Annotated in this window: 11 protein-coding genes; 10 read left to right on the top strand and 1 reads right to left on the bottom strand. The window is 56.2% G+C overall.

Annotation, left to right across the window (positions count from 1 at the left end; genetic code table 11):
- The first annotated feature begins 99 nt into the window (after positions 1 to 99).
- From AUC45_RS15660 to AUC45_RS01945, 5 genes are all read left to right on the top strand, one after another.
- Positions 100 to 243 (top strand): hypothetical protein, encoded by a 144-nt coding sequence (locus AUC45_RS15660; protein WP_156423715.1) that lies wholly within the window; start codon positions 100 to 102, stop codon positions 241 to 243.
- A 156-nt stretch (positions 244 to 399) separates the two neighbouring features.
- Positions 400 to 522 carry a hypothetical protein gene (locus AUC45_RS16070; protein ID WP_255356277.1) on the top strand — a complete coding sequence of 41 codons (123 nt, stop codon included), beginning with the start codon at positions 400 to 402 and terminating at the stop codon, positions 520 to 522.
- Between the two features lie 231 nt (positions 523 to 753).
- Complete coding sequence (ychF, locus tag AUC45_RS01955; RefSeq protein ID WP_067597380.1) at positions 754 to 1,854, top strand: redox-regulated ATPase YchF; 1,101 nt, start codon at positions 754 to 756, stop codon at positions 1,852 to 1,854.
- A gap of 267 nt (positions 1,855 to 2,121) precedes the next feature.
- Positions 2,122 to 4,521, top strand: a complete 2,400-nt coding sequence (locus tag AUC45_RS01950; RefSeq protein WP_067597377.1) for a PAS domain-containing protein — start codon at positions 2,122 to 2,124, stop codon at positions 4,519 to 4,521.
- A gap of 107 nt (positions 4,522 to 4,628) precedes the next feature.
- Positions 4,629 to 5,156: a response regulator gene (locus AUC45_RS01945; RefSeq protein ID WP_082700915.1), complete on the top strand. Its 528-nt coding sequence runs from the start codon at positions 4,629 to 4,631 to the stop codon at positions 5,154 to 5,156.
- A gap of 12 nt (positions 5,157 to 5,168) precedes the next feature.
- On the opposite strand, the gene mutL is transcribed toward AUC45_RS01945, so the two are convergent.
- Entirely contained in the window at positions 5,169 to 7,016 is a 1,848-nt protein-coding gene (mutL, locus tag AUC45_RS01940) for a DNA mismatch repair endonuclease MutL (protein WP_067597372.1), read from the bottom strand.
- 189 nt (positions 7,017 to 7,205) lie between these two features.
- On the opposite strand from mutL, the gene AUC45_RS01935 reads away from it, so the two are divergent.
- From AUC45_RS01935 to rodA, 5 genes are all read left to right on the top strand, one after another.
- On the top strand, positions 7,206 to 8,249 hold the full coding sequence (locus AUC45_RS01935) for a rod shape-determining protein (protein WP_067597369.1): 1,044 nt from the start codon (positions 7,206 to 7,208) through the stop codon (positions 8,247 to 8,249).
- Between the two features lie 64 nt (positions 8,250 to 8,313).
- On the top strand, positions 8,314 to 9,273 hold the full coding sequence (mreC, locus tag AUC45_RS01930) for a rod shape-determining protein MreC (RefSeq protein ID WP_082700914.1): 960 nt from the start codon (positions 8,314 to 8,316) through the stop codon (positions 9,271 to 9,273).
- A 35-nt stretch (positions 9,274 to 9,308) separates the two neighbouring features.
- The gene (mreD, locus tag AUC45_RS01925) at positions 9,309 to 9,827 is read left to right on the top strand and encodes a rod shape-determining protein MreD (RefSeq protein ID WP_233998498.1); all 519 of its coding nucleotides are present in this window, start codon (positions 9,309 to 9,311) and stop codon (positions 9,825 to 9,827) included.
- On the top strand, positions 9,824 to 11,998 hold the full coding sequence (gene mrdA / locus AUC45_RS01920; RefSeq protein WP_233998497.1) for a penicillin-binding protein 2: 2,175 nt from the start codon (positions 9,824 to 9,826) through the stop codon (positions 11,996 to 11,998). Before mreD ends, mrdA begins: the two co-directional genes overlap by 4 nt.
- Positions 11,995 to 13,119, top strand: a complete 1,125-nt coding sequence (gene rodA / locus AUC45_RS01915; RefSeq protein ID WP_067597363.1) for a rod shape-determining protein RodA — start codon at positions 11,995 to 11,997, stop codon at positions 13,117 to 13,119. The genes mrdA and rodA overlap by 4 nt, the downstream gene beginning before the upstream one ends.
- Positions 13,120 to 13,190: the final 71 nt, after the last annotated feature.

The following is a 13,190-nucleotide window of genomic DNA, read 5'->3' as shown; positions in this document are numbered from 1 at the left end:
GCGGGACTCAGGCCATATCGCCGCTTATCTACAATGCCCAACTGACCGAAACCATTATCCAGTTTCGACAAGACTTTTGAGACAGGGGTGTTCGTTAACATGAGCCGGCAATTCATTCTTCCAGCGATCTTCACCGTCATGGTCATCGGGATGACGATTTTCCCGGACCGCAGCGAAGTATTCGGTGCTCAAGATGATGCGTCCGACGAGATTACGACGCTTGCTTCGGCTGATCCTCGCTGACTGTTTCCGCTCTGGTCGCGGGTAAACTGCCCCAGAAAGATACAGAGCAAAACGCTACAGGGCTTCCGAGTGGCGGCGACACGCCGATGAAGCTAACAAAGATTAATTCGTCGGCTTGGCTGACCGTCCGGGGGGACAATGCGTAAGGAATATCTGATGCCAGCAATTCTGACGGTTTTCGCAGCCGCGCTTGCTGCGATGCCTGTCCGCGCAGCTGATATTCCTGCCGAAGCTGAAAATGCTGAAACCGCCAAGAGCGGCGAAAGAGGGTTTTACTGAGCAACTTTGCGCAGTTGTTGCCTAAGGGGCGTGTCTCGCTTTAGTGGTCGCGAGGCGCGCCCTTTTTTTGTTGCTTGCGCCCAAGCCCGTCCCTTTCCTTCCCGATCACCCGCAAACCTTGACCTTTTGCGCTCAACTCTCAATGGAGCGGGTTCGTAGAGTTGGGCGTCTGTCTAGCTGATAGCTGGCGCCCCATACATCAACACCGAACACCAGTTTAAGGATAAAGCCATGGGCTTTCGCTGCGGAATTGTGGGTTTGCCCAATGTCGGCAAATCAACGCTGTTTAACGCGCTCACCGAAACGCAGGCGGCGCAAGCAGCCAATTACCCCTTCTGCACGATTGAACCGAATGTCGGGCAGGTTGCCGTTCCCGATGACAGGCTCGACAAGATTGCGGGGATTGCGAAAAGCGCGAAGGTCATCGCAACGCAGCTTGGTTTTGTCGATATTGCCGGTCTCGTTCAGGGGGCGAGCCAGGGCGAAGGCTTGGGCAACCAGTTTCTTGGCAATATCCGCGAAGTTGACGCGATTGTGCACGTTTTGCGCTGCTTTGAAGACGATGACATCCAGCATGTCGCCAACAAAGTCGATCCGCTTGCCGATGCTGAAGTGGTAGAAACCGAGCTGATGCTGGCTGATCTCGAAAGCCTCGAGAAAAGGGTTCCCAACGCGCAAAAGCGCGCGACCGGAGGCGACAAGGAAGCGAAAATCCTTGCAAGCGTTCTGGGCCAGGCGCTCGACCTTTTGAAGGACGGCAAGCCCGCGCGCCTAACCGAGCCGAAAGATGATGAGGAAGCGCGCATGTTTGCGCAGGCCCAATTGCTGACAGCGAAGCCTGTTCTTTACGTCTGCAATGTCGCTGAAGAAGATGCTGCAGAGGGCAATGAATTATCAGCGAAAGTTTTTGCAAAGGCCGAAGCTGAGGGCGCGCAGGCAGTCGTGGTATCGGCTGCAATCGAAGCTGAGCTTGTCGCGATGCCGCTCGAAGATCGTGCGGAGTATCTAGTCGAACTGGGCCTGAAAGAAAGCGGCCTCACTCGCGTGATCCGTGCAGGTTACGAGCTCTTGGGCTTGCAGACGTTCTTCACCGCGGGACCCAAGGAATCGCGCGCATGGACTTTTCCCAAGGGCGCGAAAGCTCCGCAGGCAGCGGGCGAGATTCATACCGATTTCGAACGCGGCTTTATCCGGGCCGAGACGATTGCTTATGACGACTATGTCGAACTCGGCGGCGAAGGCCCTGCGCGTGAGGCGGGCAAACTACGGCAAGAAGGCAAGGAATATCTGGTGCAGGACGGCGATGTCATGCTGTTCAAATTCAATGTCTGAAATGCCTGTCGCTGTAATCAGTGCAACTTTGCCGGAAGTATAAGCGACCCAAGAAAGCACCCAAATTTTGAGATATCCTCGGTTTTGAAACGCAAGTTCGACAGCTTTACGCTGGCGTCAGATGAATTTCATCCTTAACAATCGCCAATAAATCTGTCAGCGCGGTCTCTACTTTGTAGCGAATACTCAGAAAACTGAGATTTCGCTACGCGCAGTTACGTATGCATCGTACAAATTCGATGCGTTCTTTGCAGCGGAGTGGGTCGATTGAGCAAAGATGCAAGCGCTGGGGAAACATCGCATCCCGATTTTGCGGCAATAACCGAGGCGATGACAGTTGAGGACGCGCGAGATTTTCTCGAACTGATCCTCGAGAACATCCCTGATGTCGTGTTCGTGAAGGACCAGGAATTCCGCCACATCAAAGGCAATCCAGCCTTTTTTGATGTCTTCCCGAACAAATCACGCGCTGAAATACTCGGCACCACTGGGGCTGAAGATATCGCTCCTGATGAGGTAGAAGTCTATCTTGCCGCAGACCGCGAAGCATTCGCAAAGGGCAAGTCCGAGGCCGTTGAGCACATCACGGTCGCCGGTCAGAGCACACGCACCTTTCAATCCAAGAAAATCCGGTTTGAAAACGCAAACGGCACGCCGTTTATCCTTGGCATTGCGCATGATGTGACAGCGTCGCGGGCAGCCGAAGAAAAACTGAAATCTGCCCTGCAGTTCCAGAGCCTGGTGCTCGATCACATTCCCGATGCGGTTTTCGTTAAGGACGAAGAGTTTCGCATTGTTGAAGCGAACGAAAACTTTTTGAAATTCTATCCCGAAGATCAGCGCGCATCGGTGATCGGCACAACGACCCTCGAACAATACGAAGATAACGAGCGCGACGAATTTCTCGAACAAGACCGCAAGGCATTGGAAACCGGCTTTTCCGAAACGGAAGAGAGCATTCAATTCCCCTCTGGCGAGCGGCGCATCTTGTTCACCAAGAAAGCTCGATTCGAAGACGAAGCAGGTGCGCGCTTTGTGCTCGGCATCGGCAGAGACATCACTGAACTGGTCGAGACGCGCAAGGCCAACGAGGTCTCCATCGCGTTGCTCAACACCGTGTTCGATACTGTTTCCGGCGCGATCATCGGATTGAATGATCAGCGCCAGGTGTTGATGATCAATAATGCGGGGCGTCAGATGATTTCTGGCGGGAAGAAGGATCCCCCTTTCGACTGGCCGGAAGAGATCACCTTTCTTGACCCTGCAGATATGCAGCCGCTTGAATCCTCACACGATCCCATTGCTCGGGCCTTGGTAGGACAAAAGATCGGCGGCGAGGTTCACCTAATGACGACTGCTTCATCGAGCGACAGCCGCTATGTCCGGGTCACATCGTCATTGGTACGCAGTGATGCATCACCGCTTAAAACGGTCGTGGTGCTTGATGACGTTTCAGAGGCCGAACGCAATCGTCAGCATATTGAGCGCCAATCGCGGCTTGATGCCTTGGGTCAGCTCACGGGCGGCATTGCACATGACTTCAACAATCTGCTCAACACCATGCAGTACGCGCTCGAACTCATCCGCCGAGAGGAACTGAGCGACCGCGGAAAGCGATCGACTGAGGCAGCGCTTAAGTCGATCACCAGAGGATCTGAACTGACAAGCAGGCTTTTGGCTTTTGCCAAGAAACAGCCCGCGCGGGCCTCCGCCCACAAAGTGAGCGATATCTATTCGGAGCTGAAGGAACTGGTCGAACCCGCATTGGAAGCTTCAATCGAGATCGTGTTTGCCGAACCTGAACCTGAAGAAATGGTGTTCTGCGATTCCGGCCAGCTGCAAAATGCGCTGCTCAACCTCATCCTCAACAGCCGCGATGCGATCATGCAGCACAACAAAGGCAATTTGATCCGGATAGATTCGCGCACACTCGAAGAACTGCCCGTTGATTTGGTTGGTACGCTCGACCAGGTGCCGTTGATCCCCACCGATGAAGACGGTTTGGAAGAACGGCCTGACCGGGTTCAGCGATTTGTCGAGATTGCCGTGTCAGACAATGGGCCGGGTATGACCAAGGAAGTCGCGTCTCGAGCACTCGATCCGTTCTTTACGACCAAGGGCGTCAATTCGGGCACGGGCCTCGGCCTCTCGATGGTGTACGGATTTGTACAGCAATCGAGTGGAGATTTGCGCATCTACACCGAAGAAGGCGAAGGAACATCGATCAAGCTTTACCTCCCTCGTGGCTCCAAAGAGACCGGCAAGGAAGAGCCGTTGCCAACCGCTCCCCTCACCTATGGCAATGGTGAAACGATCCTTGTCGCAGAAGACGAAGAGTTTCTGCTCGACCAGCTCAGCGAAGTGCTGAAAGAGCTGAACTACAAGGTGATTGAGACGTCCTCCGGGCAAGAAGCGCTGGAACTGCTTCAAGACGGCGCGAAACCTGATCTCATTCTTACCGATGTTGTGATGCCCGGCGGAATTGGCGGATTTGAACTGGCCCGCCAGGCGCGCGAAATCCTACCTGAAATCCCAATCCTCTACATGTCGGGATATACGGGCTTCACCGATGAGGAAATGGGCGAAGTGATCGCGCCGCTTTTGCCGAAGCCATCGGGGCCAGGTATTACATCTTACCAGATTAGAAGAGTGCTCGATCAAGCTTGATCGCCACAATAACGCGATCGACATCAGCCAGCACGACTAGTGGTTTTCCCGTATTAAGACGCGATCATCAGCGCCGTGATCATAACAGAAGCATTTCGTTTCGAGTGATGCCTGACAGGATTTCGGAATCCAGTCCCAAGGTCTCACGTATCGAGCATTGGAATAAGGTCATGGAGCAGCTATCGAGAGAGCGCAGTTTTGGCGATTGGGATCAAACACGGGGTAAGCCGGAGCACATGGCAAAGGACAAAACGCCAGTAATTATGATTCTGGAGGATGATCCGGATTTCGGTCCTCTTCTTCAGATGTCTTTGGAAGATGCGGGCTATCGTGTCTCGTTGCACACTGATGCAACAAGCGCTCTTGAATTCATTGACGACAATGACGTTGATCTCGTCATTTCTGATCTACTCATCAAGCAGGATGGCAAGTTTGTGCAGGATGGCGGGATCAAGCTGATTTCAGCGCTCAAGCAAGTGCGCCATCATCCGGCCCCCGTGATCGCTATCAGCGGCTCATTCGTGCAGGATCAATACCACGCAATCTCGACCGCGATGACAGTGGGTGCAGACAGAACGCTCGCAAAGCCAGTGGGCCCTGACGAACTGATCGATTTGATCAAAACCTACCTGTGAGTGGTCTCTAGGTCAGTGACGACCGAACAGCTTTTCAACGTCGTCCGTGCTGAGTTTGACCCAGGTGGGGCGGCCGTGATTGCACTGGCCCGATCGTGGAGTTGCCTCCATTTCGCGCAGCAGTGCGTTCATCTCTGCCACCGATAGCACCCGCCCTGCCCTTACCGATCCGTGGCACGCCATGGTGGCAAGGACATATTCCAGCTTTTCTGCAAGCAGCAGCGATCCGCTATCAGCCTGGCTGCCATGCTTGGCGATATCATCCGCAAGATCACGCAAAAGCTTGCCTGTATCCGCTTTGGCAATCGCAGCGGGCACTGCGCGCACCAGCATTGCGCAAGGACCAAACCGTTCGATGCTGAGGCCGTAGCGGGAAAGCCCCTCGGCAGCATTCTCCAGGCGGTCACAATCCACCTCGTCCATTTCTACGACATCGGGGACGAGCAAAGCCTGAGACCGTTGTGCCGCCTCCCCTGCCCCGGCATTTTTTAGCCGTTCAAGGACAAGCCGCTCATGCGCCGCGTGCTGATCGACTAACACAAGGCCATCGGCGCTTTCTGCAACGATGTAGGTTTTGGCGACTTGCCCGCGCGCAATGCCAAGCGGGTATGCGCTCGCATCTTGTGGCAGTGGCGCGGCCTCTTCTGCGCGGCCTTGCGGCAACGCAGTGTCGCGACTTGCCGGCCAATCGACGCGTGGTTCGGCTACGCGCTGTTCGGGTGTTGACCAGTCGCGGCCTTCGAAGATTGATCGCAAGGCCGGCGCTTGCTCTTCACGAGCAGGTTCCTGCTGCCAGCGTTCCATTGCTGCGCGATCTGGGCCTTGAGCGGATCGCCTGTCACCGGTGTCGAGCGCGCGCCTCAGTCCTGAAACGATAAACCCGCGCACACCGCTAGCATCGCGAAAACGCACTTCTGTTTTCGCCGGATGCACGTTCACGTCCACATCTTGCGGAGGGATTTCGAGAAACAGCGCGAGCACTGCATGGCGATCGCGCGCGAGCATATCCGAATAGGCTCCTCGAACCGCGCCGGTAAGCAGCTTATCTTTGACCGGACGCCCATTGACGAACAGGTATTGGTGATCGGCAACGCCGCGATTGTATGTGGGCAGCCCTGCAATGCCCGTAAGACGCATGGTGCCGCCCGGCGCTTCGCGCTCCAGATCGATGAGCACGGAATTGTCTTTCAATTCGCGCGCCACAATTTGCGCGACGCGTGATGGCAAATCCTCGTTGCTTTGCGTGATGAGGCTCTTGCGCACCTTCCCATCGGTTTCGTTGGTCAGCGTAAAGGCGATATCGGGCCGTGCCATGGCGAGGCGACGCACGCAGTCGAGGCTCGCAATGTATTCGCTGCGCGCGGTGCGTAAAAATTTGCGGCGAACGGGCACTTTGGCGAAAAGGTTTTCGACCCTCACCCGCGTTCCGGGGGGAAGCGCCACTGGCTCTTCGCTTACCGTTTCGCCATGATCGACAACTCGCCGCCAGCCAGTGTCGGCATCATGCGGGCGGCTTTCGATCGTGACTTCGGCAACGCTTGCGATTGACGGCAATGCCTCTCCTCGAAAACCGAGCGAGGTGACCATCTCAATCGCTTCGTCTGGCAGTTTGGAGGTTGCATGGCGCTCCAACGCCAAAGCGATATCCTCCGCATCCATTCCGCAACCATTGTCGGTAACTTCGAGCGATACCAAACCGCCATCTTTCAGGGCAATAGCGATTCGTGTCGATCCTGCATCAATCGCGTTCTCGACGAGCTCTTTCAAAGCCGCAGCAGGCCGTTCCACCACTTCCCCAGCCGCGATCCTGTTCACGAGACCAGGCGGAAGACGGCGAATTTGAGGCGTAAAACGGGTCATTGACCGCAGCCTAGCTGCACACAGCCGGAGATTCGAGGCCTACGGGGTAAAACTTGGCCGAACTTCAACAAAAATTTTGGCCTTTTCGTTAGGGATTCGCTACGCGCCGATCACGATGAATTTTTCGGGCCGAAAAGTTTGCGGGGGGTCTGCAAACAGGGGCTCGACAGCCTTTGGAATGCATACAAGATGAGCTTTTTCTCGAACCTGTTCAAATTCGGATCGCAAAACATGGCAATCGATCTGGGAACGGCAAATACGTTGGTCTACGTGCAGGACCAAGGGATCATTCTTAACGAACCATCCGTCGTTGCGATTGAGACGATTAGCGGGATCAAGCGGGTCAAGGCTGTTGGCGATGATGCCAAGATGATGATGGGTAAAACACCTGACACCATCGAAGCGATCCGCCCGTTGCGCGATGGCGTGATTGCTGACATCGAAATCGCGGAGGAGATGATCAAGCACTTCATCCGCAAGGTGCACGGCAAGCGCAATCTATTCCGTTATCCTGAAATCGTGATCTGTGTGCCATCAGGTTCAACATCGGTTGAGAAGCGCGCGATCCGTGATGCAGCCTCTAATGCAGGCGCGTCTGAAGTGCACCTTATCCTTGAGCCCATGGCAGCGGCCATTGGTGCTGACATGCCCGTGACCGAGCCCGTGGGTTCGATGGTCGTCGACATCGGCGGCGGCACGACCGAGGTTGCCGTGCTGTCATTGCGCGGTCTTGCCTACACCACATCGGTCCGCACCGGCGGAGACAAGATGGACGAGGCCATCGTCTCTTACGTTCGGCGACATCACAACTTGCTGATTGGTGACGCCACGGCTGAACGCATCAAGAAGGACTACGGCATCGCCGTCATTCCTGAAGATGGTGCGGGCGAAAGTATCACCCTCAAAGGCCGCGACCTTGTGAACGGTGTACCAAAAGAAATCACCATCAATCAGGCGCATGTCGCAGAGGCCTTGTCTGAACCGATTGGCGCGATTGTCGAAGGTGTGCGCATCGCACTTGAAAACACGGCGCCAGAACTGGCTGCTGATATTGTCGATCAGGGTATCGTTTTGACTGGTGGCGGCGCGTTGATCCGCCGTCTTGATGAGCATCTGCGCGAGGAAACGGGATTGCCCGTCTCGATCGCCGAAGACCCGCTGACCTGCGTTGCAATCGGCACAGGCCGTGCGATGGAAGATCCGATTTATCGCGGGGTCTTGATGACTGCCTGATCGCTTAAGGTCGCAATAAGAGGACCGGTGCTAAATGCCCGGATAGGAAGGATACAGGCAAGCCATGGCGTCGCCATCATCGCGCCGGACGGGCTTTTCCAAGAAGGCGCAATACTCAGTCTTTACAGGCTATGTGCTCGCTGGACTTGGCGCGCTGCTTGGCCTCGCGCTGCTGATCCTGTCGCTTTGGCAACCCTCCAGCCTTGCTCCCCTTCGCGGTGCTGCTCAGGACATGAGCGCACCAGCAGGAACCGCGACTGCGGTTGTGCGCGAGGAAACCACAAGCGTTTGGGATTACCTTTCCGGATACTTCGAAGCCGCTGACCAGAACGCGGCCTTACGCGAAGAAGTAGAGCTGGCCCGCGTCAAACTGGCCGAAGCAGAAGCTCTCGAACAGGAGAATGAGCGCCTAAAGGAACTGGTCGCGCTCGCGGATAGCGAGATTGAGCCGATTGCCATCACCCGCTTGATCGGATCGAGCGCGTCAAGCAGCCGACGTTTCGCAGTGATCAGCGCAGGCCGCATCGATGGCATCGAAGTCGGAATGCCCGTGCGCAGCCCGCGCGGGGTAGTGGGCCGTGTCCTCGAAGTTGCGCGTAATTCTTCGCGCGTTCTGCTCCTGACTGACAGCGAGAGCATTGTGCCCGTACGCCGCACATCGGATTCCACTGTCGCTTTTGCCGAAGGGCGCGGTGATGGCTTACTCCGCATTCGTCTCATCAATCTGGGCGTCAATCCCTTCAAGGAAGGCGACGTCTTTGTGACTTCAGGTGCAGGTGGATATTATCGTCCCGGTGTGGCGGTCGCCGTGATGAGTGAAGTTCTACCCGATGGCGGGCTTGCCGCATTGATCGCCAATCCCGCTGAAGCGGACTTCGTCTCGGTAGAACCGATTTATCAGCCGGAACCCGTCGCCGCGTCGCGAATTCCGCTCGAACAACCGCTTACCGATGAAGCGCTCGATGATGAGCCTCAGGTCGCGCCGCCTCCAGGGGGAACACCCGAAACGCAAGAGGCGGAATAATGGCGCGGCTTAGCCAAATGTCCCGCGCGCGGAGCATGTCCCGGCAGATCAACCGGGAACAATCGCCTTGGCGCGCGCTCACTGTCCCCTACGCCTCGATCATGCTGGCGAGCTTTTTGCCTGCAGTCTTTCTTGCAACGGTCATGCCGATTTTCCCACCATTGGGCTTTGTCATGCTGGTCGCATGGCGGGTGATGCGTCCAGGTCTGCTCCCTCTTTGGGTTGGAGTTCCCTTGGGAGCATTCGACGATCTGTTCAGTGGACAGCCATTCGGAAGTGCTATTCTGCTATGGTCGCTCACAATGATTGCGCTTGAAATAATCGAAAGCCGTATCCCATGGCGCGGGTTTTGGCAGGATTGGTTTGCCGCCAGCCTTGCCATTATCGTTTATGTTTTGTCCGCAATTGTAGTATCCGGTGCAGACCTAACCCCGTTCCTCATGTTCGCAGCAGTGCCTCAGATCCTGTTCTCAGTGTTGTTCTATCCTGTGCTAGCCCGCATGGTGGCGCGGCTTGATCGGTTCCGATTGGCACGCTCCCGGAGGGTCGGGTGAAGAATTGGCTGACATGGCGCAGTGGACAGCCAAAGCGCCGAACGACGCAGATAATCAACGCTTCCACGCTCAAGAACACATTTGACAGGCGCGCTGTTGTTCTCGGCGGATTGCAGGGCGGGATCGCTGTGCTGCTCGCAGGGCGGATGGGATATCTCGCGATTGCTGAGAATGAGAAATACCGGCTCGAATCTGAAAGCAACCGGGTCAATCTGACCCTGATCCCGCCGCGCCGCGGATGGATTCTTGATCGCAATGGCTCCCCCCTCGCCTCCAACCGCGCCGATTTCCGTGTCGATATCATTCCAGAGCGGCTCGATGATCCTGAAGGAACGATCAATCAGATCGGCGAGTTACTACAGCTTGAACCGACCCGAATTGCCGATCTCAAACGCGAAGTGAGCGAGAAAAGCGGTTATCAACCGATTGAGGTTGCAAGCGGTCTAAATTTTGATGAGTTCGCAGCTCTCAGCGTTCGATTGCCTGATCTTCAAGGCGTCATCCCGCAGCGCGGCTTTTCCAGATACTACCCAACCGCATCCTCCGTCGCGCACCTAATCGGATATGTCGGCCCAGCGGATGCCGAGCAATACGCCGAGGAAGATCGAAACCCTCTGCTTCTGACGCCGGGATACAAGATCGGCAAAGATGGTCTTGAGCGTCTGTTTGAGGAGGATTTGCGCGGGAAACCGGGTGGGCGCCGGGTGGAAGTCACAGCATCGGGCCGCGTGGTGCGCGATCTTGAGACCCGCGAAGACACGCCCGGCGATCCGGTGACGCTTACTATTGATGGCCCGCTGCAGGATTATGCCGCGCGCCGCATTGGCCTGGAAAGCGGCTCGGTTGTCGTCATGGATTGCGCCACGGGCGATCTTCTCTGCATGGCATCCATGCCAAGCTTTGATCCCAATAGCTTTTCCGATGGTATCGGCAGCATCGAATACGCAATGCTTCGCGAAGATGAGCGTGTGCCCTTGCGCAACAAGGTTCTGCAGGGCCTCTATCCGCCCGGATCAACCATCAAACCAATGCATTGCATGGCTTTCCTTCAAGCGGGAGTGAAACCGACAGACACGGTGGTTTGCGGCGGCGGTCGGCAGATCGGAAATCGCTTTTTCCGCTGCCACTCAAGCCACGGCGTTGTCGATATGGACAAGGCCATCGCGCAAAGCTGCGACAGTTATTTCTATCATTTCGCCCAGCAAATCGGCTTTGAGAAAGTTGCCGATATGGCGAAGCTGATGGGCATGGGGCAACAATACCCCCTCCCCGTGGCGAGCCAGTTTTACGGCACCGTTCCCGATCCCACCTGGAAGGTGAACAAGTTTGGTGAGCCGTGGCGGCCGCATGACACCGTGAACGCCTCGATCGGTCAGGGGTATTACCTCGCCAGTCCATTACAATTGGGCGTCCTTGCAGCTAGGCTTGCAACGGGCAAAGTCGTCAATCCGAGACTGCTGCTCGATGGCAAAGCTCCTGAAATGCCGAGCTACAATTTCAACGAAGACGATATGGGCTATATCCGTCAGGCGATGAGCAATGTAGTGAACGGCGCAGGAACCGCTCGCCGGGCGCAATTGCCGATTGAAGGGATCAAGCTCGCCGGGAAAACGGGCACTGCCCAGGTCGTTTCCTTGAGCGTGTCGGATGGTCGCAGTGGCCCATGGAAGTACCGTGACCACGGTCTCTTTGTGTTTTTCGCTCCATTCGAAAATCCGCGCTATGCAGGCGCGGTCGTCATTGAGCATGGCGGTGGGTCAGGCTCAGCATATCCAATTGCACGCGATGTGATGACATTCATGTTCGATCCTGAGCGCGGACTGGAACAATTGCGCTCGCTTGAAAAGCAATGGGGCGGCACGGCGCAGCAAAGGCTTGAGCGGCGATATGCAGCTTATGCTGCCGAGCGCGGGGAAAGCGTGACGCGCCCACCTTCGCGCGATGAGGAAATCTTTGATCGGGTTGAGGCAGAAGCCCGCCTCGCTGCCGCCCAATCGGAGGAGATTGCCGGTGACGCGATTGTTCCGCGCGAAGATCAGGCGGCGTCGGGCTCACCGCCTCCTGCGGCCGCGATAACTGGGCAGGCGCCTGAAACAAGCGCAAACGCCTCCGCGCCGCAAACACCGCAGACTGCACCGCCGCAGGTCGCCGCTGAAAGTCAGACGCCATGAACAGCGTCATACCCTATCCAATCGCGCGACAGCCATGGGGAATGCTCATTCCCCTCTTTGCGCTTGTCGGTTTCGGGGCATTGGTACTTTACTCGGCAGCCGGCGGGTCGATGCAGCCATTCGCCGCATCTCACCTGACACGGTTCAGTGTTTTCCTTTTTCTTGCAGGGTTTATCTCAATTTTCCCGCGCGCATTGGTGCGATTCCTGACCTATCCGGCCTATGTGTTCGTATTCATCTTATTGGTCGCTGTTGAAATTATCGGACAAGTTGGCGGCGGCAGCCAGCGCTGGCTTGATCTCGGATTTATGGTTCTGCAGCCATCGGAGTTGATGAAGCCCGTTATTGTGGTGACGCTCGCGCATTTCTACTCATCGCTCCCCGTTGGCATGATCACAAGCTGGAGAGCGTTGCTCATTCCGGGCGTGCTTATCGCTTTGCCGGTACTGTTCGTTCTGCTTCAGCCAGATCTCGGCACCTCGCTCGCTATCGTGTTTGGCGGGGCAGTTGTGATGCTGCTTGCCGGACTGCCATTGAAGTGGTTCATTGGCGCTGGGCTTGGCGGGGCAGCTCTTGCGCCACTTATCTTCTATTTTGGTCTTCAGGAATACCAACAGCGCCGCGTGCTGACGATGTTCGATCCTGAGGCTGACCCGTTGGGCGCTGGCTATCACATCACGCAATCCAAGATCGCCATCGGATCGGGCGGCATTTTCGGCAAGGGCTTTAACGAAGGTTCGCAAAGCCACCTCCAATACCTGCCCGAACCGCATACCGATTTTGTGTTCGCCACCATGGCCGAGGAATGGGGTCTCATCGGCGGCATCTTCGTTATCGGGGTGTTCACAATCATCTTGCGCTGGGGCCTTAAGGTCGCCCGCGAATCCCAGGATCGCTTCGGCAGTCTTTTGGCCGCGGGCATGAGCGCGACGATCTTTTTCTATATCGCGATCAATCTATTGATGGTGATGGGCTTCGCGCCCGTTGTGGGCATTCCCCTGCCCTTTATGAGCCATGGCGGATCATCCATGCTAACCAACATGATCTGCATTGGCGCGCTGATGATGGTCAACCGATGGAACCAGGATGCGCCGCGAGGCGGTATCAGCAGCATGTCCTGAAGTGTGGGTTAAGCAGGTCCAATCACGCAAATTCAGCTTGCACCCGCCAAATTCATCGCTATTTCGCGCTC

The sequence above is a fragment of the Erythrobacter sp. YT30 genome (genome assembly GCF_001542875.1).
Classification (GTDB): domain Bacteria; phylum Pseudomonadota; class Alphaproteobacteria; order Sphingomonadales; family Sphingomonadaceae; genus Erythrobacter.
Note: the sequence above shows the minus strand (reverse complement) of the source record. Positions and strands in the feature narration are given on the sequence as shown.